Annotated in this window: 30 protein-coding genes; 5 read left to right on the top strand and 25 right to left on the bottom strand. The window is 67.4% G+C overall.

Annotation, left to right across the window (positions count from 1 at the left end; all coding sequences use genetic code 11):
* The first annotated feature begins 12 nt into the window (after positions 1-12).
* Positions 13-1,302 (top strand): dicarboxylate/amino acid:cation symporter, encoded by a 1,290-nt coding sequence (locus tag JW805_16630; GenBank protein ID MBN2973634.1) that lies wholly within the window; start codon positions 13-15, stop codon positions 1,300-1,302.
* A gap of 37 nt (positions 1,303-1,339) precedes the next feature.
* Here JW805_16630 and JW805_16625 read toward each other — a convergent pair whose 3' ends face one another.
* The 12 genes from JW805_16625 to JW805_16570 all read right to left on the bottom strand — a co-directional run bounded on the left by JW805_16625 (position 1,340) and on the right by JW805_16570 (position 9,728).
* Complete coding sequence (locus JW805_16625; GenBank protein MBN2973633.1) at positions 1,340-1,741, bottom strand: hypothetical protein; 402 nt, start codon at positions 1,739-1,741, stop codon at positions 1,340-1,342.
* Positions 1,742-1,754: 13 nt separating this feature from the next.
* Entirely contained in the window at positions 1,755-2,291 is a 537-nt protein-coding gene (locus tag JW805_16620; GenBank protein ID MBN2973632.1) for a demethoxyubiquinone hydroxylase family protein, read from the bottom strand.
* Entirely contained in the window at positions 2,288-2,767 is a 480-nt protein-coding gene (locus JW805_16615) for a disulfide bond formation protein B (GenBank protein MBN2973631.1), read from the bottom strand. Before JW805_16615 ends, JW805_16620 begins: the two co-directional genes overlap by 4 nt.
* A 43-nt stretch (positions 2,768-2,810) precedes the next feature.
* The gene (locus tag JW805_16610; protein ID MBN2973630.1) at positions 2,811-4,154 is read right to left on the bottom strand and encodes a S41 family peptidase; all 1,344 of its coding nucleotides are present in this window, start codon (positions 4,152-4,154) and stop codon (positions 2,811-2,813) included.
* Positions 4,155-4,245: 91 nt separating this feature from the next.
* Complete coding sequence (locus JW805_16605; GenBank protein MBN2973629.1) at positions 4,246-5,361, bottom strand: peptidoglycan DD-metalloendopeptidase family protein; 1,116 nt, start codon at positions 5,359-5,361, stop codon at positions 4,246-4,248.
* Positions 5,351-5,770: a 23S rRNA (pseudouridine(1915)-N(3))-methyltransferase RlmH gene (locus JW805_16600; GenBank protein MBN2973628.1), complete on the bottom strand. Its 420-nt coding sequence runs from the start codon at positions 5,768-5,770 to the stop codon at positions 5,351-5,353. The genes JW805_16605 and JW805_16600 overlap by 11 nt, the downstream gene beginning before the upstream one ends.
* Before the next feature lie 16 nt (positions 5,771-5,786).
* A complete protein-coding gene (gene rsfS / locus JW805_16595) occupies positions 5,787-6,212 on the bottom strand; it encodes a ribosome silencing factor (protein MBN2973627.1) in 426 nt (141 codons plus the stop codon).
* Positions 6,209-6,832, bottom strand: a complete 624-nt coding sequence (locus JW805_16590) for a nicotinate-nucleotide adenylyltransferase (protein ID MBN2973626.1) — start codon at positions 6,830-6,832, stop codon at positions 6,209-6,211. The genes rsfS and JW805_16590 overlap by 4 nt, the downstream gene beginning before the upstream one ends.
* Positions 6,814-7,098: a type II toxin-antitoxin system RelE/ParE family toxin gene (locus JW805_16585; protein MBN2973625.1), complete on the bottom strand. Its 285-nt coding sequence runs from the start codon at positions 7,096-7,098 to the stop codon at positions 6,814-6,816. Before JW805_16585 ends, JW805_16590 begins: the two co-directional genes overlap by 19 nt.
* A 1-nt stretch (position 7,099) precedes the next feature.
* The gene (locus JW805_16580; GenBank protein MBN2973624.1) at positions 7,100-7,351 is read right to left on the bottom strand and encodes a hypothetical protein; all 252 of its coding nucleotides are present in this window, start codon (positions 7,349-7,351) and stop codon (positions 7,100-7,102) included.
* A gap of 32 nt (positions 7,352-7,383) precedes the next feature.
* Positions 7,384-8,427, bottom strand: coding sequence for an aldo/keto reductase (locus tag JW805_16575; GenBank protein MBN2973623.1), 1,044 nt, complete (start codon positions 8,425-8,427; stop codon positions 7,384-7,386).
* Positions 8,428-8,480: 53 nt separating this feature from the next.
* Positions 8,481-9,728 (bottom strand): glutamate-5-semialdehyde dehydrogenase, encoded by a 1,248-nt coding sequence (locus JW805_16570; GenBank protein ID MBN2973622.1) that lies wholly within the window; start codon positions 9,726-9,728, stop codon positions 8,481-8,483.
* A gap of 49 nt (positions 9,729-9,777) precedes the next feature.
* Between JW805_16570 and JW805_16565 the strand changes: the two genes are divergently transcribed.
* Entirely contained in the window at positions 9,778-10,893 is a 1,116-nt protein-coding gene (locus JW805_16565; protein MBN2973621.1) for a DUF3667 domain-containing protein, read from the top strand.
* A gap of 125 nt (positions 10,894-11,018) precedes the next feature.
* Here JW805_16565 and JW805_16560 read toward each other — a convergent pair whose 3' ends face one another.
* The 3 genes from JW805_16560 to JW805_16550 are packed head-to-tail and all read right to left on the bottom strand — an operon-like array spanning position 11,019 to position 12,639.
* Positions 11,019-11,663, bottom strand: coding sequence for a heme exporter protein CcmB (locus JW805_16560; protein MBN2973620.1), 645 nt, complete (start codon positions 11,661-11,663; stop codon positions 11,019-11,021).
* A complete protein-coding gene (gene ccmA, locus JW805_16555) occupies positions 11,660-12,226 on the bottom strand; it encodes a heme ABC exporter ATP-binding protein CcmA (GenBank protein MBN2973619.1) in 567 nt (188 codons plus the stop codon). The genes JW805_16560 and ccmA overlap by 4 nt, the downstream gene beginning before the upstream one ends.
* On the bottom strand, positions 12,223-12,639 hold the full coding sequence (locus JW805_16550) for a metallopeptidase family protein (GenBank protein MBN2973618.1): 417 nt from the start codon (positions 12,637-12,639) through the stop codon (positions 12,223-12,225). Before JW805_16550 ends, ccmA begins: the two co-directional genes overlap by 4 nt.
* 31 nt (positions 12,640-12,670) lie before the next feature.
* Between JW805_16550 and JW805_16545 the strand changes: the two genes are divergently transcribed.
* Positions 12,671-12,961: a 4a-hydroxytetrahydrobiopterin dehydratase gene (locus JW805_16545; protein MBN2973617.1), complete on the top strand. Its 291-nt coding sequence runs from the start codon at positions 12,671-12,673 to the stop codon at positions 12,959-12,961.
* Positions 12,962-13,104: 143 nt separating this feature from the next.
* Here JW805_16545 and JW805_16540 read toward each other — a convergent pair whose 3' ends face one another.
* Positions 13,105-13,893, bottom strand: a complete 789-nt coding sequence (locus JW805_16540) for a crotonase/enoyl-CoA hydratase family protein (GenBank protein ID MBN2973616.1) — start codon at positions 13,891-13,893, stop codon at positions 13,105-13,107.
* Between the two features lie 62 nt (positions 13,894-13,955).
* Here JW805_16540 and JW805_16535 point away from each other — a divergent pair, with 62 nt between their 5' ends.
* Together JW805_16535 and JW805_16530 are read left to right on the top strand one after the other, a co-directional pair.
* Positions 13,956-14,402: a PaaI family thioesterase gene (locus JW805_16535; protein ID MBN2973615.1), complete on the top strand. Its 447-nt coding sequence runs from the start codon at positions 13,956-13,958 to the stop codon at positions 14,400-14,402.
* A complete protein-coding gene (locus tag JW805_16530; GenBank protein ID MBN2973614.1) occupies positions 14,399-14,776 on the top strand; it encodes a PaaI family thioesterase in 378 nt (125 codons plus the stop codon). The genes JW805_16535 and JW805_16530 overlap by 4 nt, the downstream gene beginning before the upstream one ends.
* Positions 14,777-14,779: 3 nt before the next feature.
* Here the strand turns inward: JW805_16530 and JW805_16525 are convergent, their stop codons facing one another.
* The 9 genes from JW805_16525 to flgF form a co-directional block, all read right to left on the bottom strand.
* Complete coding sequence (locus JW805_16525; protein MBN2973613.1) at positions 14,780-15,691, bottom strand: OmpA family protein; 912 nt, start codon at positions 15,689-15,691, stop codon at positions 14,780-14,782.
* A 3-nt stretch (positions 15,692-15,694) separates the two neighbouring features.
* Positions 15,695-16,558: a flagellar motor stator protein MotA gene (gene motA, locus JW805_16520; protein MBN2973612.1), complete on the bottom strand. Its 864-nt coding sequence runs from the start codon at positions 16,556-16,558 to the stop codon at positions 15,695-15,697.
* Between the two features lie 158 nt (positions 16,559-16,716).
* Positions 16,717-17,637, bottom strand: coding sequence for a flagellar hook-associated protein FlgL (flgL, locus tag JW805_16515; GenBank protein ID MBN2973611.1), 921 nt, complete (start codon positions 17,635-17,637; stop codon positions 16,717-16,719).
* An 11-nt stretch (positions 17,638-17,648) separates the two neighbouring features.
* Positions 17,649-19,007 (bottom strand): flagellar hook-associated protein FlgK, encoded by a 1,359-nt coding sequence (gene flgK, locus JW805_16510; protein MBN2973610.1) that lies wholly within the window; start codon positions 19,005-19,007, stop codon positions 17,649-17,651.
* Positions 19,004-19,363 (bottom strand): rod-binding protein, encoded by a 360-nt coding sequence (locus JW805_16505; GenBank protein MBN2973609.1) that lies wholly within the window; start codon positions 19,361-19,363, stop codon positions 19,004-19,006. Before JW805_16505 ends, flgK begins: the two co-directional genes overlap by 4 nt.
* The gene (locus JW805_16500) at positions 19,360-20,463 is read right to left on the bottom strand and encodes a flagellar basal body P-ring protein FlgI (GenBank protein ID MBN2973608.1); all 1,104 of its coding nucleotides are present in this window, start codon (positions 20,461-20,463) and stop codon (positions 19,360-19,362) included. The genes JW805_16505 and JW805_16500 overlap by 4 nt, the downstream gene beginning before the upstream one ends.
* Before the next feature lie 2 nt (positions 20,464-20,465).
* Entirely contained in the window at positions 20,466-21,143 is a 678-nt protein-coding gene (locus tag JW805_16495) for a flagellar basal body L-ring protein FlgH (GenBank protein MBN2973607.1), read from the bottom strand.
* 15 nt (positions 21,144-21,158) lie between these two features.
* Positions 21,159-21,947 (bottom strand): flagellar basal-body rod protein FlgG, encoded by a 789-nt coding sequence (gene flgG, locus JW805_16490; protein ID MBN2973606.1) that lies wholly within the window; start codon positions 21,945-21,947, stop codon positions 21,159-21,161.
* 31 nt (positions 21,948-21,978) lie between these two features.
* Complete coding sequence (flgF, locus tag JW805_16485) at positions 21,979-22,728, bottom strand: flagellar basal-body rod protein FlgF (GenBank protein MBN2973605.1); 750 nt, start codon at positions 22,726-22,728, stop codon at positions 21,979-21,981.
* Positions 22,729-22,751 lie beyond the last annotated feature (23 nt).

Here is a 22,751-nt window from a genome sequence, read left to right as displayed (position 1 = left end):
GGTTAGCCGGATATGACCCTGGCCCGCCGCTGGTTCGCGATCCCCTTGTGGCAGCGGGTTGTCGGCGGGCTGGTCATCGGGGTGATCATCGGGCTGTTCGTGCCCGCGGCCGCACCCGCAATCGCGATTTTCGGCGACCTGTTCGTCCGGGCGATCCGGATGCTGGTCGTTCCCATCGTCCTCATCACCATCGCTGCGGGGATCACGGCGCTCGGCGACGTCCGCAAGCTCGGCAGCGTCGGCGGGCGGACGGTGCTGTTCTTTGCGCTCACCACGCTGATCGCGGTCAGCGTCGGCATGGCCGCGGGGCTGATCCTGCGGCCGGGCGACGGCGCCGGGCTCGCCGGTGTCGCGCCGCATGTGCTCGGCATGGCCGTGACGCCTTACGAACAATTGGTCGGCATCGTTCCGACCAACATCGTCGAGGCGCTGGCGAAGGGCGACATGCTGGCGATCATCTTCGTCAGCATCCTGCTCGGCGTCGGGACGCTGGTGGCCGGCGAGGCGGGGGCGCCGGTTGCGCGACTGCTCCAGTCCCTGTCGGCGGTGCTGCTCCGGATCGTGCGGATCGTGATGGAGCTGACCCCGCTCGGCGTCCTTGCGCTGATCGCCAACGCAATCGCGACCGCCGGCCTCGGCGTGTTCGTCCATATCGGCTGGCTGGCGCTGTGCGTCGTGCTCGCCTCCTTCGTCCAGATGACGATCGTCCACGCCGCGCTGCTGCGGTTCGTGGCACGCGTTTCGGTGCTGCGCTTCTTTCGCTCCATCATCGATGCGCTCGCGGTGGCCTTCTCGACCGCGTCGTCCTCGGCGACGCTGCCGGTCGCGCTGCGCGTCGCGCAGGACCGTCTGGGCATCGCACGCGGCGTCGCTTCGACCGTCCTTCCGCTCGGCGCGAGCATCGGCAAGGACGGGACCGCGATGTACGTCGGGCTGCTTGGCCAGTTCGCGCTTCAGGCGCTGGGCATCGTGCCCGATGGTGTGATGCTGGCGACGATGCTCGTGACGGGCGCGCTCGCGGCGTTCGGCACCGCGCCGGTGCCATCAGCGTCGCTGTTCATGCTGACCGCAATGCTGGGCGCGGTCGGCGTGTCGGCGGAGCAGACGGCGTTGGTTGTGGGACTCGTCCTCCCCTTCGACCGGCTGCTCGATATGACCCGCACCGTGCCGAGCGCGAGCGCCAACCTGACCGTCGCCACCTCCGTCGCGCGGGGCGAAGGCGCGCTCGACGACGCCGTGTTCCGCGGTGAGCGTGCCGCCGGAGCAAGCGTGATCGAGCAAGCGGCGGTCAACGCGACCTGACGGTCTGAGGCCCCGTCAAGGCGTCGCGGTTGCCCGATTACCTCGGAATATAGGCGCTGTCCTCGCGCTTCTTCGCGTCAATGATCCGACGGTTGTTCTGAATCTGCTGGCCCGCACAGCCGATGCCGCCGCCCGGCCCGATCGTCGAGCAGCTACCGATGCCGCCATTGCCCAGCGTCAACGCCTGGTCGACGCGGTTCACCCAGGCCTGGTACTCGGGCTTGATTTCCGGCTGGCGGATTTCCTTCGGGATGCGGAATTGCTCGCCGGCATCGCGCCGCTGGCAGACGACGATTTCCTCGCCGTTCTGGTTGGTCGGGCATTTCTGGTCGCCATACAGGATGACGACGCCATTGATCGGCGCATCCTGCGCGGCCGCCGGAGCGGCCAGGCCGGCGCCGAGCGTCAGGCCGGCAGCGATCAGGATCGGTTTCAGCATGCTCAATCCCTTCTCAAATTCGTTTAGCGACCGCGATCGCCGCGCGACAGCCCAGCCGGATCGCCGCCGATAGCAGCGGATAGGCGGGGGCACTTTCGGCACCGCTGGCGAGCGCTGTGTCGCGGTGTTCCAGCTCTTCGTCGCGGAATCGCGCGACGGCTTCGGAGAGTTCCGGGTCGCGGTCGCCCAGCTCGTCCAGTTGTGCGGCATAATGCAGGTCGATCTCGGTTTCGACCGCTGCGGTACATGCCATCGCCGCCTCCGGCCCGATCGCGGCGGTTGCGGCCCCCAGCGCAAAGCCGGCAACATGCCAGAACGGCTGGAACAGCGTCGGCCGCACGCCGCGCCGTGCCATCATCGCATCGAAGAATTCGCGGTGCCGCTCTTCCTGCTCGGCCATATGCGCGACCTTGCGCCCGGCCGAAGTCCTGTCCCCCAGGATCGCGAGCTGCCCGGCGTAGATGCGGGTCGCGCCATATTCGCCGGCCTGGTCGACGCGAATCATCGCGTGATGCCCTTCGCGCGGGTCGCCCGGGCGCCAGCGGCTCATCGCTTCAACGCCAGCAGCGCTGCGGCGCTGGCGCCGACAAGCGAAATGATCGCGTTGAACCCGGCGAGCGAGATGCCCGCAAAGGTCCATTGCGGTACGTCACAGCGGATCATCGGTGCGTTCATGATCTGGGCCAGCATATCCTCGGGACTTCCGGTCGGACGAACGGTCGAAGTGCAGCCGGTGATCCCCGGCCACCAGCCATATTCGACACCGGCATGGAACACGCCGATCCCGCCGCTGACCGCGATCAGCAACGCCGCGAGCAGGACGAGCGCGCGCCGCGTGCCGCCGGTCGCGGCGAAGGCGACCGCCGCGACGAGGATCGCGGCGTAATGCGGCCAGCGCTGCCAGTGGCACATCTCGCACGGGTAGAGCCCGCCGATATATTGCGAGCCGAGCGCACCGGCCATCAGCGCAAGCGGAACGACCAGCGCGAGGCGATTAGCGGCGACGAGGGAAGCGTTACGCGTCACACTCACCCCCAACAGACGTAGAGTACAGCCATCGTCGGTACGCTCACCGCTTCGCCGTCACCGTCGGGGCCTTGGCCGGCGTCGTGCCGCCCAACCGTCCGATCGTCTTCAGCGCATAGTCGAGCTGGAAATCCTCGACCCCCGCTTTCTTGAGCGATTCGGGCGTCGCGGTGAAGCGCGGATCGTCGATCGTGTCCTCCTCCAGCGCCTTGTTGTCGACCTTGGCGGTGTTGATCAGGTGCCGGCGCAGGTCGGCCTCGCGGAACACGGGGCGCGACTTGCGGTCTGCGTCGGACAGCTGCGGTACGGCGATGTCGGGCTCGATCCCGCCTTCCTGCACCGATCGGCCCGACGGCGTATAATAGCGCGCGGTCGTCAGGCGCAGCGCCGAATTCTCGCTCAAGGGCAGCAACGTCTGGACCGAACCCTTGCCGAAGCTGCGCTCGCCCATCACCAGCGCGCGGTGGTGATCCTGCAAGGCGCCGGCGACGATTTCCGACGCGGACGCGGTGCCGGCATCTGTCAGGACGATGACCGGCAGACCCTTCGCCAGATCGCCGGGCTTGGCGTAATAGCGCTCGATATCGGTCTTGGCGCGACCGCGCTGCGACACGATCTCGCCATGGTCGAGGAACACGTCACTGACCTCGATCGCTTGCGTGAGCAGCCCACCGCCATTGTCGCGCAGGTCGACGACATAGCCCAAGGGGGCGTGGCCCAGCGACTTTTCGATCGCCATGATCGCGGCGCGCGTGTCGGCGCCGGTGTTGGCGCTGAACGTGTTGATGTTGATGATGCCGATGCCGTTCTTGACCTCCCACTTCACGGGCTTCTGCACGATCACTTCGCGGACCAGGGTGACGTCGATCGGCTTGTCGCGACCAGGGCGGACCAGCGTGATCGATACCTTGCTGCCCGCGGGACCACGCATGCCCTGGATCGCTTCGTCCAAAGACTGACCGTAGATCAGCGTGCCATTGATGTGGGTGATGTAATCGCCGGCCTTGATCCCTGCGCGATAGGCCGGCGTATCCTCGGTCGGGGCGATCACCTTGACCGCGCCGTCCTCCATGCTGACCGTCAGGCCGAGGCCGCCGTAATTCCCCTCGGTCGCGATCCGCATATTGTCGAAATCGAGCGCGTCGACATAGCTCGAATGCGGATCGAGCGCGGCGAGCATGCCCTGGATCGCGCCCTTCATCAGCGTCTTGTCATCGACCTTGTCGACGTAATCCGCCTTCACCCGATTGTAGATGTCCATGAACGTATCGAGTTCGCGATACGCGCCGGTATCGACCTGGGCGAGCGCGGCGGTCGTCGCGGGGACGAGCGCGATGGTGCCCAGAAGGGCGGCGGCCTGAAGAGCGGAAGCGAAGGGACGCGGCATCGATGTCCTGACGTACGGCATTGAAGCGAACAAGATACAGGTTTGCGGGACGCTTAGCAAAGCGCGCATGCGGATGAACGCCGGCTGAGCGTCACCCGATCAACTGCGCCAGATCGACCGCCACGCCGCGGCGCCGTAGCTCGACCCCGACCCGCGGCGCCTCGGCCATCGCCGCCCGGCCGATCGGCTGACCCATCGTCACTGCCGTGCCCGGCGTCACGTCGGCCGCGTCCAGCCCGGTGAGGGCGCTCGACCAGCCCTTGCCGTGATCGATGATGACGACGGTGCCATAGTCGCGAAAGCGCCGGGCAAAGACGATGCGTCCCTTGGCCGGCGCGACGACGGGCGCCCCGGCAGCGACCGCAAAGCGTACGCCGCGCGCGCGGACGCCGCTGTCGGACAGTTCGCCCAGCCCCTCGACGATTCGCCCGCGCACCGGCAGGCGATAGGGCGGGGTGCTAAAGTTCGGTGCCGGCGGCGTGTCGCCCGGGCGGGGCAGGGGGCCGGCCAGAGCGGCCAGCGACGTGCGAACGTCCGCCGCCGCCGCGGTTTCGGCCATCATGCCGGCCAGGTCGCGGGCACGCTCCCCCAGCGCGATCGCTTGCTCGCTCGCGATGCCGCCGGTGCCCGCGCCGCGGGCGCGGTCCTCGGCCTGCAGCCGGGCGAGCGCCAGGCGGCCGGATTGGAGCCGGGCATTCGCCTCGGCCAGCGCGCTGGCGGCCTCTGTCGCCTCGGCCCGCAGCGCGCGGGTCTGGGCGAGCTCCCGTCGAAGCGCCTCCGTGCGAGCGCGAACGACGGGCAGCAACGTGCCCAGCAGCGCGCGGGCGTGAACGACATCGCCGGTCGATCCAGGCTGCATGACGGCAAGCACGGCGGGGCGCCGGGAGAGCGACTGGACCGCGGCGACGAGCTTTGCGGCGGGTTGCTGGCGCTCGGCAAGGCGTGCGCCCTCGGCTGCCAAGCGCTGATCGGTCACGGCGATCCGCGCCTTGGACGCGGCGATGGCAGCCTCCGCGGCGCGAATCCGGGCTTCGATCGCGGCCAGACGCAGCCGACTGCGACGTGCGGCATCGGGTTCGGCATCGGCCTGCCGTTCGAGCGCCGCCGCGCGGGCCGCTGCCGCTGCCGCGATACGGTCGGCGCGGGGCGCATCGACGGCGCCGAGCAGCAGCATTGCCGCGACGGTGAGGGCCAGCCTAGCCTTCACGATGATAGGGGTGGCCGGACAGGATAGCGGTCGCGCGCCACAGTTGCTCGGCCAGCATCGCGCGGGCGAGCATGTGCGGCCAGGTCAGTCGTCCGAACGACAGCAGCATGTCGGCCTCGGCGCGCTGCGCGTCGTCGAACCCGTCGGCCGCACCGATCAGGAAGCGGCATTCGCGCACGCCATCGTCGCGCCACCGCCCGATCCTCTGCGCGAACGCGACCGAGCCCGGCGTCTCGCCCGTTTCATCCAGCATTACGATCTTCGCGCTCGTCGCATCGGGCATCTTGCCGCCGGTATCGGGCAATTCGGTAACCTTCACCGGCCAGCCGATCCGCTTCAGATAGCGATCGACCAGCTCCCCTTCCGGACTCCGGCCGATCCGCCCGCGCGCGACGATGTGGAGGAGCATCTCGCGCGGATGTGCGTCAGTTCAGCTCGGCCGCCGGCGTGTCGCCGAAGCCCCACATGCGCTCGAGATTGTAGAAGGTGCGCACTTCCGGGCGGAACAGGTGGATGATGACGTCGCCGGCATCGATCAGCACCCAATCGGCGTTCGGCAGGCCTTCGATCCGCGCGGTGCGGCGGAACTCGGTCTTGATCTTCTCGGCCAGCTTGTTCGCCATCGACGCGACCTGGCGGGTCGAGCGGCCCGACGCGACCACCATATAATCGGCGATCGACGACTTGCCGGCGAGCGGGATTGAGACGGTGTCGACCGCCTGGTCGTCCTCCAGGCTCGACAGGATCAGCGCGTGCAGCGCCTCCGCGCTGTCGGCATCGGCCGACGGGCTGTGGGGGGCGGCGGTGGGGGTGGTGGCCAAGTTTACTCCAGTGTCGGGTTGGGGCGTCATGCGGGCGATGTGGGATGCGCATAGGCCAGATGCCAGTCCGGCGAGGCGGCGCGCACCGCGGTTGCGGATGTCGAATCGGGGCGGAAGCGCAGAAGCACGAGCGCCGGCGGACTCCATTCGGTCCAGTGTTTCGCGTGTGACGTCGGTCGCCGGAAGCGCCTGAGCCATGCCATCGCCGGACCCGCGAGGGCAGCGCCATCATACCCCGGACGGGCGATGACCGCAATCGGCATCTCCCGCGCGATGGCGCGCCACGCCCGCCAGCGATGAAATCCGGCCAGATTGTCGGCGCCCATCAGCCAGATGAAGTCGGTGTGCGGATAGCGGCGCCTGAGCGCTCGCAGCGTGTCGATGGTGTAGCGAGTCCCGAATTTGGTCTCGATCCCCGTCGCGCGAATGGGGGCGTTCCGCGCCATCTGGCGGGCCGAGGCGAGCCGGGCGGCGAAGGGCGCCATGTCGCTGGCACCAGCCTTCAGCGGATTGCCGGGCGAAACGAGCCACCACGCTTCGTCCAGACCCAGCGAGCGGATCGCGGCGAGCGTGATCGCCCGGTGCCCGCGGTGGGCCGGGTTGAACGATCCGCCGAGGAGTCCGATGCGGGTCAGACGCGAACCTGCCAGTTTTCGCGCTCATGATGGACACGAACGATTTCGACCAGCCCGTCACGGAGCCGGTAGATGATCACATAAGGTGTATCGAGCACCAGCAACGCCCGCTTGCCGTCCGCCAAAGGGCGACCGCCATGCGGAAAATCGGCGAGGAAATGCGTGCGTTGTCCGATGGCTTCAAGGACGCGTGCGGACATTTCCAGGCCGCGATGGTCGTCGAGCCATTCGGCGATCCGATCGAGGTCTGCTTCCGCTGGTGGCGACCAGAAGATATCCACGCTATCCGCGACGCTTGGCGATCATAGCATCCAGTTTTGCCATCACCTGTGCGTGCGGGATGCCTTCACCCCGATCCAGCGCGTCGATGCCGACCTGAAGGAAAGCGCGATAATCAGCTTCGCTTTCGGCGACCCGGCGGATGGCGTCCGCTGCGAACTCCTCGACCGAGCGTCCCTGTTCGCCAGCGATGCGTTCGACGATCCCGAACGTCTCCGCGTCAAGCGCGGTGGTAATCTTCGTCGGCGCGTTCATGATCGGCAAAGTAACCCGGCATCCCCGCCGCTTCAACCCTTCGCCGGGGGCGTTCCGGCCAGCGCGCCGCGGCGATATTCGCCCTGGCGCTCGATCATCCAGCCGGGATATTCGGGCGTCAGCTTGCTGACTGCATCGAGCGCCGCGAGATCGTCCGCGTCCAGCCGCACGTCGACCGCGGCGAGATTGTCCTGCAACTGCTCGACCCGCTTGGCGCCGACGATAACGCTAGTGACCACCGACCGGTGCAGCAGCCAGGCGAGCGCGATGCGGGCGATCGATACGCCCTTGGCCTTCGCGATCCCGTCCATCGCGTCCAGCACCGCGTCGCCGCGAACGGTGTCGACCGGCGGGAAATCGAAATTGGCGCGGCGCCCGTCGCCGGCCTGTCCGTTCCGATACTTGCCCGACAGATAGCCGCCGGCCAGCGGGCTCCAGACCATCAGGCCGAGCTCTTCGGCCTCAAGCATCGGCACGACCTCGCGCTCCAGATCGCGGCCGACGATGGTGTAATAGGATTGCACCGACTGGAAGCGGCTGGCGCCCAGCCGTTCGGCGATGCCCAGCGCCTTGGCGATCTGCCATGCCGCCCAGTTCGACACGCCGACGTAGCGGACATGGCCCTGCCGGACGAGGTCGTCGAGCGCGCGAACGGTTTCCTCGACGGGGGTGGCCGGGTCCCAGCCGTGGATCTGGTAGAGGTCGATATGGTCGGTGCCGAGCCGCTTCAGCGACGCCTTGGCCTGGTCCATGATATGCCCGCGCGAGGCACCGCGCGCGTTCACGCCGTCGCCCATCGGCCCCAACACCTTGGTCGCCAGCACGACGTCCTCGCGCGCGATGCCCAGATTCTTCAGCGCGCGGCCGGTGATCTCCTCCGACTTGCCGACCGAATAGACGTTGGCGGTATCGATGAAGTTCACGCCGGCATCGATCGCGGTCTTAACCAGCGCGTCCGCCTCATCCTGCTGCACCTGGCCGACCGCCTTGAACATGCCTTCTCCGCCGAAGGTCATGGTGCCGAGGCAGAGTTCGGACACGAACAGGCCGGTACGGCCGAGCGGATTGTAGCGCATGGGGATTGGCTCCTTTCGCGGACAGATAGGAAGCCGGTGCGCCGGTGGAAGGTCTAGCCGCGGATTTGCCCCGTTCCGCGCCCGACCCATTTGTAGGTGGTCAGCCCCTCCAGCGCGACAGGCCCGCGGGCGTGAAGGCGGCCGGTCGAAATTCCGATCTCCGCCCCCAGCCCGAACTCGCCGCCGTCGGCGAACTGCGTCGAGGCGTTCCACAGCACGATCGCCGAATCGACACGGGCAAGGAAGGCCTCGGCGGTCGCGGCATCCTCGGTCACGACCGCGTCGGTGTGGTGCGATCCGTGCGCGTCGATATGCGCGATCACGTCATCGAGCCCGTCGACCAATGCGACCGAGGCGATGGCATCGAGATATTCGGTGTCCCAATCCTCCGCGCTGGCCGGGGCATAGCCGAGTGCTGCGACATCGGCATCGCCGCGGACTTCGCACCCTGCAGAATCGAGGGCGGCGATCAGCGCATCGCGGTGCGGCCAGTCGCGGTGGATCAGCAGCGTCTCCATCGCGCCGCAGATGCCGGTGCGACGCAGCTTGGCGTCGATCACGATGGCCTTGGCCATCTCGTAATCGGCGGCGATATCGACATAGACGTGGTTGATCCCGTCGAGATGCGCCAGCACCGGCACCCGCGCCTCGTCCTGCACCCGCGCGACCAGGCTCTTGCCGCCCCGCGGGATGACCAGGTCGAGCAACCCTTCGGCCCGCAGCATCGCGCCGACGGCTGCGCGATCGGTCGTGGGCACCAGCTGGATCGCCTCGACCGGCAAGCCGCCTGCGGTCAGCCCGGCGACCAGTGCGGCGTGGATCGCGGCGTTGCTCTTTACCGCTTCGGACCCGCCACGCAGGATGGCTGCATTGCCCGACATCACCGCGAGCACGCCGGCGTCGGCGGTTACATTCGGCCGGCTTTCGTAGATGATACCGATGACGCCGATCGGTACGCGCACGCGCGACAACGCCAAGCCGTTGGGACGGACGTCGTGCGATATCACCGTTCCGACCGGATCGGGCAGACCTGCGACCGCATCCACCCCGTCGGCGATCCCTGCGACCCGCGCGGTGTCGAGGCGCAGCCGGTCGAGCATCGCACCGCTCAACCCCCGGGCGAGGCCAGCCGCCATATCCTCGGCATTGGCATCGACGATCGTCGCGCTTGCGGCCCGGATCGCGTCGGCGGCGGCACGCAGTGCGGCGGCCTTCGTGGCCGTCGGCGTCGCGGCCAGCACAGCGGCAGCGGTGCGCGCCTTGTGGCCCATCTCGGCGATCAGCGTCTCGATCTCGGTCATAGCCACGCCCGGTAGCATGGAGCGATGCAAGCTGATAGCGTGCCAACCCATGGGGGAATTGGACGCAGCCGGGGACATCGTGACCGGTGGCCTGATGGGCCGCGCGGTGGAGCCGCATGCCGGCGAACATCAGGGGCAGGGACACGGCGCCTGTGCCAATTGCGGCACGGCGCTGATCGGCAGCCATTGCCACGTCTGCGGCCAGGCGGCGCACGTCCACCGCACGCTCGGTGCCTATGGCCACGACCTGCTTCACGGCGTCTTCCATTTCGAAGGCAAGATCTGGGCGACGCTGCCGATGCTGGCGCTGAAGCCCGGCGAACTGACGCGGCGCTATATCGCGGGCGAACGCGCGAAGTTCGTCTCCCCAATCGCGCTGTTCCTGTTCTCCGTCTTCCTGATGTTCGCGATCGTCGCCAACCTGCCGGGCTGGCAATTCGGCGGTGACGAGTGGCTGAAACCGGGACTGACCGGCGGCATGGCGCAGGCTCGCGAGAAGCTGGTCGAGCAGCGCAAGGCCGCCGACAAGGCGGTCGTAACCCTCTCCGCCGAAATCAGGGCCGAGCAGGCGGAAGCCGAACCCGATGCGGACGAGATCGCGAAACTGCGCAAGAAGCTTGCGGAGACAGTCGAGAGTCGGCGCGGCTTGAAGCGAGCCGAAAGCATCCTGCCGGCGCCGACGGCGGACGGCGAGGGCTTTCCGGAGGTGAAGGCGGCACCCGGTTCGCCGGGCGGCAGCTGGCTGGTCGAAAAATGGAACCACATCCGCGAGAACCCGAAGCTGACGCTCTACAAGATCAAGACGTCAGCCTACAAGTTCAGCTGGGCGCTGATCCCGATCTCGCTGCCGTTCCTGTGGCTGTTGTTCCCGTTCCGCCGCGATGTGGGACTGTACGACCACGCGATCTTCGCAACCTATTCGCTGACCTTCATGTCGCTGCTCGTCATAGTTCTGGCGGTGCTGGGCGCAGTCGGCGTGCCGTCCGGGGCCATCGTACTGGCGGCGTTTCTGATCCCCCCGTTCCACATGTACCGTCAGCTGAAGGGCGCGTACGGACTGAGCCGGGGCGGCGCGCTGTGGCGGCTGGCGTGGCTGCTGTTCTTCACGACGATGACGACGACCTTGTTCACGATGCTACTGCTGTATCTGGGGGCGGCGGAGTGAGGCATGCGCGTTTAACGGATCCCGTTCGTGTTTAGCCTGTCGAAGCATCGCGCTTAGTCCCGCGACCGCTGCCCGAGCGTATCGCAGAACAGTGATTCGACAGGCTGAGCACGAACGGTTTTAGGTTAATCCTGAGCGATCCGGATCGCCGCCCCCGCGACGAACGGCGCGCCCGCCCCGAGCAATAGGCTGACCGCGCCCAGCAGCTTCAACGCACTCCCCGCCCCATCCGACAGCGCGCCTGCGCCGAAGATCACGATCGGGATCGCGAGCGGCAGCATGACCAGTCCGGCGATCGCGCCGCCACCGCGAAGGCCCGCCACCAACGCACTTGTCACGACCGCGAGCGCTGCGAGACCGGGGGTGCCGACCAGCAGGCCGATCTCGATCCGCAGCAGGGTTTCGCCCGATAGGCCGAACAGTCCGGCGGCGGCGATGCTCGCCAGCATGAGCGGCGGCGCGAAGGCCAGCCAGTGCCCGGCAAGCTTGGCGGCGGCGACCAGTGGCATCGGCACGCCGCGGGCCGCCAGCTGATCGAGCGTACCGTTTTCGAGGTCCGGTGCGACCAGCCGCTCGACCGGCAGCAGCGCGGCAAGAAGTGCCGCGGCCCAGACCACCCCGCCGCCGACCCGCGCCAGCAACGCGGCGTCCGGGCCGACCGCAAAGGGGAACAGCACGGCGACCAGCAGGAAGAAGCCGACCGGCAGCCAGAGCCCGCCCGAGCTCCACGCGCGCCGCACCTCGCGCCAGGCGACGGCCGCGACGATCACAGCGCCACCTCGCGCGCGTCCGGAAGTGCGATCGGCAGGTGGGTCGCAACCAGCGCGATCCCGCCGTTCGCACGGTGACGGTCGATCAGCCGTTCGAGCAGCGCCACGGCCGCTCTGTCGAGGCCGTTGGCCGGCTCGTCGAGCAGCCAGATGCCCGCCCCGCTCGCGATCGTCCGCGCGATCTGCGCACGCCGGCGTTGGCCGGTCGACAGCAGGCGGACGGGAATATCGGCAAGCTCGGTGATCCCGACGTCGGCCATCGCCGCATCGACGGCATCGGCACGCTGATCGACCCTCGCCCACCAGCCAAGCGCATCGCTCAGCCGCAGTTCGCTATCCAGCCCGGCGGCTTCCGCCATCAGTGCGACAGCGCCGTCCTGCACGACCCGGCCCGCGGCAGGGGTGAGCAGGCCGGCAGCGATCCGCAACAGGCTCGACTTGCCGACGCCGTTGGGGCCGGTAACGACGGCGGCTTCGCCTGCGTCCAGCGTCAATGACAGCTGGTCGAACAACATGCGCCCGCCGCGTGTGCAGGCGATGCCGGTCAGTGCCAGGCGGGTCACGCCGCCGCTTCGAGCGCGTGCATGTCCTCGTCACTCAGACCGAAATGGTGGCCGACTTCATGGACGACGATGTGATGAACGAGAGTTGCGAGCTCGACCCCGGTCGCGATCCATTCGTCGAGGATCGCGCGGCGATAGAGGTGGATGCGGTCGGGCAGGGTGACGCCGTCGAACGCCGACTTCTCGCCGACCGGGCGGCCATGATACAAGCCTGTCAGATCGTACGGGTCCTCGATCTCCAGCGCATCGAGCGTTTCGTCGTCGGCCCATTCCTCGACCAGCAGCACGACATCGGCCAGATGCTCCGCGAAGGGCGCGGGAATGCGCGCCAGGCTGGCGCGGGCCAGCGCCTCGATCTCGTCTGCGCCCGGTGCGATCCGCTCTTGCCCGTCCATGATGCGCGACATAGGCATGGGCACGAGCCAAGGGCAAGGACGAGGGGTTATGATCGAGCAGTTGAGCGAAGCCGAACGCGCCGATGCGCTCGATGGGCTGCCCGAATGGGACTATGACGAGGGGCGCGACGCGATCGGTCGCAGCTTCACCTTCGACAGCTTTTCCGAAGCCTTCGCCTTCATGACCCAGGTCGCGCTGCTGGCGGAGAAAGCCGACCATCATCCCGAATGGTCGAACGTGTACAACCGGGTCGATATCGTCCTGACGACGCACGACGCGGGCGGTCTGTCGACGCGCGACGTCGAACTGGCGGGACAGATCGACGATCTGGTGGATTGAGGCGCCCACCCGTCATCCCCGCGCAGGCGGGGATCAATTCTGGCTGACGTCACGGAAAAGCCGCGCACTCTCCATCAATTTATCCCCGCCTGCGCGGGGATGACGATGGTGTTGGCGGGGATGGCGATGGTGTTGGCGTGGCGTCAGTCCGAAAAGACCGCCGCGCGTTTCTGCATGTTCGCCATCACCGCTTCCATCTGGTTGGGCGAGCGTAGCAGTGCGGCCTGTTCGACGCTTTCCTCCATCAGGATGTCGGCGGCGTTGGATTCGATGGCGTCGTTGGCCAGCCGCTTGATCGCGCGGATCGCCTGCGGGTTGCGCGCTGCGATCGACCGGGCGAGCGTCATCGCCTCGGCCTGCGGATCGTCCGCGGTGCGCAGCGCAAAGCCGAGCGCGACCGCTTCGGTGCCGGTGAACTCGCGGGCGGTATAGGCCAGCTCGCGCAACGCATCGTCGCGCACACGGCCGCGCCACAGCGCGAAGCCCGCCATGTCGGGGACGATGCCCCATTTGATCTCCATCACCGACAGCCGCGTGTCGGGATGGACGAATGTGATGTCCGCGCCGCTCATCACCTGCAGTCCGCCGCCAAAGGCGATGCCGCGCACCGCGGCGATCACCGGCATGCCCAGCGTCCGCCAGCCCCAGGCGACCTGCTGGAAATCGTTCGCCAGACCGTGCGTTCGCGCCGCCAGGTCGACGCCCGCCCCCGCCGACGCCATGCTCGCCATGTCGAGGCCCGCGCAGAATGCCGCTCCTTCGCCCGACAGCACGACCGCGCGCACGCTGCGGTCGGCACCCAGCCGGTCGATCGCGTCGATCAGCGCGGCGAACATCGCCGGGTCGAGCGCATTCATCTTGGCCGGGCGATTGAGGCGGACGTCGGCAACGCCGGCGTCGATGGCGATGGTCACGCGGGGGGCGTCGGTCATGGCGCCACGCTACCCCGCAACGGCGATTTGTAAACGGCCGACAGGCGCGATACGGCCGCGATATGCAACCGATCCCGTTCGATCCCCAGAGTTTCTTCAAACGTTTCACCTGGGAACATCACGGGTCGACGCTGGGCATCGTCTATCACGCCCACGGGATCGACTGGACCGAACTCGCGCTGCCGTACGCCGAGCATCTGGTCGGCGACCCGGCATCGGGCATCATCGCATCGGGCCCGATCCTGACGCTGCTCGACCAGGCGACCAGTTCGGCGGTGTGGCTGAAGCGCGGTGGGTTCCTGCCGCACGCGACGCTCGACCTGCGCATCGATTATCTGCGCGCGGCGACGCCGGGCAGGACGGTGATCGGGCGCGGCGAATGCTATCGGCTGACGAAGAGCGTCGCCTTCGTCCGCGGGACCGCGCATGATGGTGATCCCGACGACCCGCTGGCGCATGTCGCGGGCACGTTCATGGTCACGCGGATGCCGGCAGGGGTGGCGGCATGATCCTCCCACCCTATGCGACGCTGCTCGGCATCGCGATCGAGCCCGACGACGACGGAACGCGCCGGCTGGCGCTGCCGTTCGCGGGCAAGGTCAGCGGCCGGCCCGGTTTTCTGCACGGCGGCGCGATCGGCGGCTTGCTGGAAATGGCCGCGATCCTGCGCCTGCGCGACGCGCTGGGCGACGAAGCGGCGGGTGTGAAGCCGGTGACGCTGACGGTCGACTACATGCGGGGCGGGCGCGAGAAAATGACCTATGCCGCAGGCGTCGTCCGCCGCCTGGGGTCGCGCGTCGCCAATGTCGACGCGATCGCATGGCAGGACGACCGCGCCGAACCGATCGCGGCGGCGCGGCTGACCTTTCTCATTCGTCGCTAGAGCTTATTCGCCGAACTTGCCGCGGCGGTAGAGCAGGGTGATCGCAACGCGGCGGTTGCGCGGGTCGGTGACGTTGTCGGCGATCATCGGCTCGCGGTCGGCGACGCCTTCGATCCGCTCGAACCGTCCCTCGGGCACCCCGCCCATCGCCAGGCGACGGCGGGTGGCCTCCGCGCGGCCGGACGACAGCGTCCAGTTGTTCATGCCCCGGCGGCTGCCGAATTGCAGGGCATCGGTATGGCCGCGGATCATGATCGGATTGGGCGTCGCCTTGATGGCATCGGCGACCAGGCCGATCAGAGTCGAGGCTTCGGGCACCAAGGCGGTCGTACCGGTCGCGAACATCGAATAATCGGCATCGTCGACCAGATCGATCCGCAGCCCGTCGCGAGTCATCGAGAAGCGGACGTGCCGGCCGAGCTTCGCGAGCTTGGGGCTGGCCGCGATCTGTTGTTCGACCTGGCGCTTCATCTTCTCGAAATTGGCTTTGTCTTCGCTGGTCTGCGTGGGATTGCGCAGCGAGCCCTTGTCGCCGGTGCCTTCGCGCGTCCCGCCCGACGAATCGGCCGGGATCGTCAGCGACCGCGTTCCCGTCTGCTGGGCCTTGTGCGGATAATTATCCTTGTCGGTGATCGACGACCCGCCGAACAGGCCGTTCGAGCCCGCCGATTTCTGCATCTTGATGTCGACGATCGTCGGCGTGAAATAGTCGGCAATCGACTTGCGCTGCTTTTCGGTCGTCGCGCCCAGAATCCAGAGCAGCAGGAAGAACGCCATCATTGCCGTCACGAAGTCGGCATAGGCGACTTTCCACGCACCGCCATGATGGCCGCCATGGCCATCGGCGATGATCTTCTTGACGATGACGATCTTGGGCGGCTGGTTGTTGCCGTGAGGAGCGCGGGCGGCAGCCATTGCTTAACGCCCGCGCAGGCCGTCGAAGACTTCGCCGAAGCCGGGCTGGTTGGCGTGCGCGATGCCCGATCGTGCGGCCTCGATCACCAGCGGCTGCGGGTGGCCGTGGAGCGAGGCGATGATGATCTGCTTCACGACGTGGTAGATTGCCGAATCGGCGTCGATCACCTGCTGCAACCGGTTGGCGAGCGGGCCGACGATCCCGTACGCGAGCAACACGCCGAGGAAGGTGCCGACGAGTGCCGAACCGATCATGCCGCCCAGGATCGACGGCGGCTTGTCGATCGAGCCCATCGTCTTCACCACGCCGAGCACCGCCGCGACGATGCCGAGGGCGGGAAGCGCGTCGCCCAGCGACGTCAGCGTACCTTGCGGCCCCTGGATCTCGTGGTGGTGTGTCTTGATCGCATTGTCCATCACCTCCTCGACCGCATGGACGTCGAGCGTGCCCGACGACACCACGACCAGGCGCAGCGTGTCGGCGATCAGGTTGACCAGCGTATGGTCGGCCAGCAGCCGGGGATATTCGGAAAAGACGGAGGACGACTTTGGATCCTCGACATGCGGTTCCAGCGCGATCGGCCCGTCCACGCGCAGCATCTTCATCAGCTTGCTGACGAGGAAGATCGTGTCGAGATAGTCCTGCTTCTTGTACTTCGGCCCCTTGAAGACCTTGCCGAGCGCACCGCCGACCGCCTTCAGTTCCTTGCCGGAATTGCCGATGATGAGCGCGCCCATCGCAGCACCGCCGATAATGAGCATTTCGTGCGGCACGGCATGCAGAACGGGGCCGAGGGCACCGCCGGTGATGGCGAAACCGCCGAACACCATGGCGAGCAGGACCACGAGGCCGATGGCGACAAACATGACTTACGACTTCCCCTTGGACGTCCGGCTATCGCGAGGGACCTGCCGGCGATTCTCGCATCCCTTGTCGCAAGGGGAGGTGGGGATTTGGTTAACGACCTGACCGAAGTTGTACTTAATGAGCGAGAGGACCGTCCAGTCGCCCGGTTCGGTCGCGATCAGCGCAGATAGTTGAACAGGCTGAGCGACGTCAGCTTGCCGAAGCTCGCCTGCGTCGCGTCGAGCACGGTCATGACCTTCTTCAGTTCGGTGATGGTCGCCGGAATATCGGCATCCTCGATCGACGACCGATCGGCCTCCCGGGTCAGCGCCAGATCTTCCAGCCGAGCCTTTTCGAGCTCCAGTCGCGCGCCGCGGGCACCGATCGAGGTCTGCGCATTGACGACGGACGTCATCGCCGCCTGAATGTCGACGCTGTCGTCGGTCACCGGCGCGCCCGATTTCAACTTGTCCGACAGCGCCTTGACGATCGAGAACATGTCGCCCGTGCCACCGGCCTTCAGCGGGATGTTGCCGAAGATATTGGCGCCGCTGCTGGTCGCGGCGATCGTGCGGCCGTCGCCGATCGGGATCTGGCCGGCCTCGCCGCTGCCGGTGAAGCTCACCGTTCCTGTCGCCGCGCTCGCGCCGGCCGGCGTGATGACATAGGGCGTCGCGACGCTGTCGCCGGAAAACAGGGGCGTGCCACGCGCGTCGGTGGTGTTCGCGACGCGCACGAGATCGTCGAGGATGACATCGACTTCGGCCGACAGCGCCTTGCGTTGCTCCACACTCAGCGTCGCGCTGCCCGCGGAAATCGCGATCGCCTGGACGCGACTGAGCTGCGATTCGACGCTGGCGAGGGCGGTCGAGGACGAATCGAGCAGCGAGGTCGCGAGATCGACGTTCTTCAGTTCGGCATCCGAATTCGCCCCCGCGCGCTTCAACGCGGTCAACGCGCGATAGCCGGCGGCGTCGTCCGACGGCGTCGAGATGCGCTTCGTCGTCGCCAGCTGATTGTTGAGCGAATCGGCCTTGGTGCTCAGCGCACTCATGCGGTCGCGGAGCCGATCATATTGGAGGGAGGTCGCGACGCGCATCGGCTGGGCCCTTAAAGGATGTCGAACATCGTCTGCAGGACTTCGCGCGCCACCTGGATGACGCGGCTCGACGCCTGATAGGCCTGCTGGAAACGGATGAGGTTGACGGCTTCTTCGTCGAGGTCGACGCCGGTCATTTCGTCGCGCGCACCGACGGCGGAGCTATGGATCGCGCTCTGTGCCTCGACGACCGCCCGCCGGGTCTTCAGCAGCGCGGCGTTTTCGGTGGTCATGTCGTCGAACTTGGCTTCCCAGCCGGCGGTCGAACGAAGCTCGGTCAGGCGGGTGATGTTGCCGTTGCCGCGCGCACCCTCGGTGCCATATGCGGCAGCGACGCCCGCGGGGTCGTTCACCACGACCGAAATTTCGGTTGGCGCCGCGCCGACCGGCATGACCTGGAAGATCTGCGTGCCGGCGGTGCCGGTCAGCGTCTTGCCGCCTTCCTGCCAAGCCTTCATGCCCGCGACGAAGTCGGTCGCCATCGCATTCAGCCGTTCACGCGCAGCCGCGATGTTCAGCGCGCCGTCGACCAGCCCCGCCATCGCGCCGCCGGTCGCGGGCACCTTGTAGGACTGGCTGGAACTGGTGACCGCGATCGCGGCTTCACCGGCGTCGTTCGTGACGAAGCTGACGATCGCACCCCTCTCGACGTCCGCCAGCACCGGGCCGGCAGTTCCGCCGGCGCGCACCGTCGCACGACCGAAGGCGTCGAACTTCGCGTCGATGTCGACCAGCGCGCTCATCGCCTCCAGCGTCCGGTCGCGCTCGTCGAGCAGCTGGACGCGCGCCGACGATCCGTCGGCGGCCCGGGTCAGCCCCTGGTTGATGCGCGCCATCGAATTGCTGAGGTCGGTGAGTTGCGCCGCCATATCGCGGCCCTGGCCGGCGAGCTCGTCGGCCGCACCGGCGAGTGCCCGGCCGGTACTGGCGAAGCCGGCGGCGAGCGACCGGGCGTCTTCCAGGAACACGGTCCGCGGCGCGGTCGCGGAAGGGTCGGCGGCCACGTTCTTGGCCGATGCGAAAAAGGTCGTGAAGCGGTCGGACAGCTGATTGCCCGCCAGTGCGCCTTCGATCCGGTCGATCCAGCCGACCGAGGCCTGGGACCGGGCGACGTCGGACCCGGTCGTGCGCGCCTGGGCCGATCGGAAATCGTCAGCCGCGCGCGAGACGCCGGCAATGCGAACGCCGCCACCCGAAAGCAGCGTCGTCTGGCCGAGACCCGCAACGCCGCTGGTGCGAAATTCCTCGATCACCGGGGCGCGGCGTGAATAGCCCGGCGTCGCGGCGTTAGCGATGTTTTCCGATGTCGTCGACAGCGCGGTCTGATAGGCGCGGACGCCGGTGACGGCGATGCTCAGCAGGTCGGTCATGTCGCGCCGCCCCCATCACCGGCCGCTTCGGCCGCTTTCGACTTCGCGAGAAATTCGGTCATCGCCTTGGCGATGCCCATCGGCGAATGCTGCGCCATGCTTTCGGTCAGCTTGCCGTCGAACATGTCGCGGAACTGTTCCGACGCCTTGTTGTCGAACAGGCCGTCCGACAGTTTCGCCGACCGCATCGACTTCAGCATCATGCCGGTGAAGATCGCCTCGAAGCGCTGGCCGGCCGCGGCGAGATTCTCGTCCGATTTCAGGCGTGACGTGTCGTTCGACGCGCCGCCGGCCGTACTGGTGATACCGGTGATGCCGCCCAGGATGCCTGGGGTCGAGGCGGGGATCTGCGTCACAGGACGATCAGCTCCGCCTTCAGCGCGCCGGCCTGTTTCAGCGCTTCCAGGATGGCGACCAGGTCCGCCGGCGACGCCCCGATGGCGTTCACCGCGTTGACCACATCGGCCAGCTTGGGTCCGGGCTCGAACAGGAACATCGGGCGCTTTTCTTCCTCGACTGACACACCGCTCTTCTGCTCCAGCGCCGTCTGGCCCTTCGAAAAGGGCGCGGGCTGGCTCACGCGCTGGTTCTCATCAATACGAACAGTTAGTTTACCATGTGTTACCGCGGCGGGACTGACCCGGACCGCGCTATTGATAACGACCGTACCGGTGCGGGCATTTACAATTACTTTTGCCGGCGCCTCCGCAGACACGACACTCAGGTTCTCGATCCCACTCATCAACTGCGCACGAACGTCGGCGCCGGCGGGGGCGGCGACGGCGATCGACACCCCGTCGATCGCACGGGCAGTCCCGGCGCCAAAACGGGCGTTGATCGCACCGGCGACGTTCTGGGCGGTGGTGAAATCGGCCTGGGTCAGGTTGAACGTGAGCGTGGGCGAATTGGCGAAGCCGGTGTCGACCGCGCGTTCGACCGTCGCGCCTTCGGGAATGCGGCCCGACGAGGGGACGTTGACAACGACCTTCGACCCATCGGCGCCTTCCGCGCCCAGGCCGCCGACCGCCAGATTGCCCTGCGCCATCGCGTAGATCGCACCGTCCGCACCGAAGAGGGGCGACAGGATCAGCGTGCCGCCGCGCAGGGACTTGGCCTTACCCATCGCCGACACGGTGATGTCGAGCTTCTGGCCCGGCTTGGCGAACGCCGGCAGCTCGGCAGTGATCATGACGACCGCCGAATTCTTCAGCCCCGGATTGACGCCCGGCGGCAGCTGCAGGCCGAACCGCGACGTCACGCCCTTCATCGACTGAACGGTATATTCGAGGTTGTCGTCACCCGTGCCCGGCAGGCCGACGACGACGCCGTAGCCGGTCAGCTGGTTGGTTCGGATGCCCTGGAACGTGCCGAGGTCCTTGATGCGATCGGCATGGGCCGGCCCGGCGATCAGGATACCGAACAGCGCGGCGAGGAGAAGACGAAGCATGGAAGCGATCCTCAGAACGGGCTGATGGTCTGGAAGAAGCGGTTGAGCCAGCCCTGGCGGCTGGCACGCTGGACGTCGCCGCGGCCGGTATAGGCGATCTTCGCGTCGGCCACGCGGGTCGACAGCACGCGATTGTTCGCGTCGATGTCGGCCGGGCGGACCACGCCGCGGATCTGGATGAACTCGTCGCCACGGTTCAGCGTCAGCGTCTTCTGGCCCTGGACGATCATCGTGCCGTTGGGCAGCACTTCGGCGACGGTCACGCTGATCTCGCCCGACAGCGCGTTCGACTGGTCGGCGGTGCCGGTGCCGTTGAAGTTGCGGTTGCCGCTGGTCGCGATATCGGTCGGCTTGATCGCCGACAGGACACCCGTCGACGGCGGGGTGATGCCGAAGCCGCCCCCCGAATCGAGCTTGCTGCCGGCCGACTTCGACGCCTGGGTCCGCTCGGTCAGGATGATCGTCAGCGGATCACCGACGGCGCGGGCGCGCGCGCCTTCGTACAGCCCACCGTACCCGGACGAGACCTGGAAGATCGCCCCGTTTGCCGGCGGCGTGGCCGGGGGCGGCGGCGCATAGACCGTGCGATATTCGGGGGGCGGCACGATGGGCTTCTTCTTGCCGAAGATGCCGGCGTGTGCCGGCGTCGCGACGATCGCGGTGAGGACGAGAGCGGAGAGGATACGCATGACGGTCTATCGGCCTCAGATATTCTGGTTGACGTATTTGAGCATTTCGTCGGTCGCGGAGATCATCTTCGAATTGACCTCGTACGCACGCTGCGTTTCGATCATGTCGACCAGTTCCTCGACGACGTTGACGTTCGACCCCTCGAGCATGCCCTGGCGAATCTTGCCGCGGCCGTCCTGCCCGGCGATGCCGAGGTTGGCGGCGCCCGACGCGCCCGTTTCGATCAGGTAATTGTCGCCGATCGAGGTCAGGCCGGCGGCGTTGGCGAAGCTCGCGACCTGGATCTGGCCGACCTGCGTCGATTCGGTCTGGCCCTGGATCGTCGCGGAAACGGTACCGTCTTCACCGATCGAGATCGCGGTCGTTCCCTCGGGGATCGTGATGCCCGGCATCACCTGGTATCCCTCGGACGTGACCATCATGCCTTCGGCCGAGCGGCTGAAGTTACCGGCGCGGGTGTAGCCGAGCTGGCCACCGGGCAGCTGGACCTGGAAATAGCCGTCCCCGTCCAGCGCCATGTCGAGGCTGTGGCCGGTCGTCTGGAGCGAGCCTTGCGTGTTGATCCGCGAGGTGCCCTGGACGCGGACGCCGGTGCCGAGATTGAGGCCGGTCGCGTATTTCGTTTCCTGCGTGCTGGCGGATCCAGGCGCAGTGACGACCTGATAGGCGAGCGTCTCGAACGCGGCGCGGTCCTTCTTGAACCCGGTCGTGTTCACGTTGGCCAGGTTGTTCGAGATGACCCGCATGCGCGTATCCTGCGCGTCGATGCCGGTACGGGCGATGTGGAGAGCGGCAGAACCCATCGTATCAGTCCTTCAAATTCGGTCGGCCGGATCAGCCGGGAATGCGCATCAGCGAGGCGGAGCTTTCGTCCATCGACTTGGCTTCCTTCAGCAGATTGGCCTGCACTTCGTAGCTGCGCTGGTTCTCGATCATGTCGATCAGCGCCTGGGTCAGGTTGACGTTCGACCCTTCGAGCGCACCGACCTGGACCTTGGCGTCGAGATCGTCGGGCAACACGCCGCCGCCCTTCACCCGCAGCAGATTGTCCAGACCCTTCACGGTCTGGGTACCTTCGGGATTGCCGAAGCGGATCCGGTCGACCGCCTGCATGGGCGCGCCCGGTTCGGCCCCGATCGGCAGGATCGACACCGTGCCGTCCTCCGCGATCCGCACGTCCTGCGCGGGGGGAAGGGTGATGGGGCCCCCCGACCCCATCACGGGATGTCCGTCGCCGGTCTGGAGCACACCCGATTCGGTGATCTGCAGGTCGCCGCGGCGGGTATAGGCGTCGGTGCCGTCGGGGGACTGGACGACCATCCACGACAGGCCCGGAATGGCGATGTCGAGGTTGCGTCCGGTGGACTGGATGGTGCCCGCCCGGCGATCGGCGTCCAGCACCTCCTCCGACACCGGCGCCCGCGATTCGAGCCCTGCACCGCCCTTCAGCATCAGCTGCTGGAAAGCCAGGCGATCGGACTTGTACCCGGTCGTCGACGCGTTCGCGATGTTGTTCGCGATCGACGCCTGCGCGGACATCTGTCCCTTGAGCCCGGTGAGGGCGGTGTAGACCATCCGGTCCATCGGTTACGTCCCCTTGCTATCCG

This window comes from Roseomonas aeriglobus (assembly GCA_016937575.1).
Taxonomy (GTDB): Bacteria; Pseudomonadota; Alphaproteobacteria; order Sphingomonadales; family Sphingomonadaceae; genus Sphingomonas; species Sphingomonas aerigloba.
This window is presented reverse-complemented; position numbering and strand designations above follow the sequence as displayed.

Bases quoted from the DNA above. Each gene is read 5' to 3' on its own strand.
- JW805_16525 (MBN2973613.1), bottom strand. From the start codon at position 15,691: ATGGCTGCCGCCCGCGCTCCTCACGGCAACAACCAGCCGCCCAAGATC.
- JW805_16600 (MBN2973628.1), bottom strand. From the start codon at position 5,770: ATGCTCCTCCACATCGTCGCGCGCGGGCGGATCGGCCGGAGTCCGGAA.
- JW805_16620 (MBN2973632.1), bottom strand. From the start codon at position 2,291: ATGAGCCGCTGGCGCCCGGGCGACCCGCGCGAAGGGCATCACGCGATG.
- flgG (MBN2973606.1), bottom strand. From the start codon at position 21,947: ATGGGTTCTGCCGCTCTCCACATCGCCCGTACCGGCATCGACGCGCAG.
- JW805_16580 (MBN2973624.1), bottom strand. From the start codon at position 7,351: ATGAACGCGCCGACGAAGATTACCACCGCGCTTGACGCGGAGACGTTC.
- rsfS (MBN2973627.1), bottom strand. From the start codon at position 6,212: ATGACGCCCCAACCCGACACTGGAGTAAACTTGGCCACCACCCCCACC.
- JW805_16625 (MBN2973633.1), bottom strand. From the start codon at position 1,741: ATGCTGAAACCGATCCTGATCGCTGCCGGCCTGACGCTCGGCGCCGGC.
- JW805_16545 (MBN2973617.1), top strand. From the start codon at position 12,671: ATGATCGAGCAGTTGAGCGAAGCCGAACGCGCCGATGCGCTCGATGGG.
- flgL (MBN2973611.1), bottom strand. From the start codon at position 17,637: ATGCGCGTCGCGACCTCCCTCCAATATGATCGGCTCCGCGACCGCATG.
- JW805_16495 (MBN2973607.1), bottom strand. From the start codon at position 21,143: ATGCGTATCCTCTCCGCTCTCGTCCTCACCGCGATCGTCGCGACGCCG.
- flgF (MBN2973605.1), bottom strand. From the start codon at position 22,728: ATGGACCGGATGGTCTACACCGCCCTCACCGGGCTCAAGGGACAGATG.
- JW805_16575 (MBN2973623.1), bottom strand. From the start codon at position 8,427: ATGCGCTACAATCCGCTCGGCCGTACCGGCCTGTTCGTGTCCGAACTC.
- JW805_16570 (MBN2973622.1), bottom strand. From the start codon at position 9,728: ATGACCGAGATCGAGACGCTGATCGCCGAGATGGGCCACAAGGCGCGC.
- JW805_16630 (MBN2973634.1), top strand. From the start codon at position 13: ATGACCCTGGCCCGCCGCTGGTTCGCGATCCCCTTGTGGCAGCGGGTT.
- JW805_16565 (MBN2973621.1), top strand. From the start codon at position 9,778: ATGGGGGAATTGGACGCAGCCGGGGACATCGTGACCGGTGGCCTGATG.
- JW805_16535 (MBN2973615.1), top strand. From the start codon at position 13,956: ATGCAACCGATCCCGTTCGATCCCCAGAGTTTCTTCAAACGTTTCACC.
- flgK (MBN2973610.1), bottom strand. From the start codon at position 19,007: ATGACCGACCTGCTGAGCATCGCCGTCACCGGCGTCCGCGCCTATCAG.
- motA (MBN2973612.1), bottom strand. From the start codon at position 16,558: ATGTTTGTCGCCATCGGCCTCGTGGTCCTGCTCGCCATGGTGTTCGGC.
- JW805_16610 (MBN2973630.1), bottom strand. From the start codon at position 4,154: ATGCCGCGTCCCTTCGCTTCCGCTCTTCAGGCCGCCGCCCTTCTGGGC.
- JW805_16550 (MBN2973618.1), bottom strand. From the start codon at position 12,639: ATGCCTATGTCGCGCATCATGGACGGGCAAGAGCGGATCGCACCGGGC.
- JW805_16530 (MBN2973614.1), top strand. From the start codon at position 14,399: ATGATCCTCCCACCCTATGCGACGCTGCTCGGCATCGCGATCGAGCCC.
- JW805_16540 (MBN2973616.1), bottom strand. From the start codon at position 13,893: ATGACCGACGCCCCCCGCGTGACCATCGCCATCGACGCCGGCGTTGCC.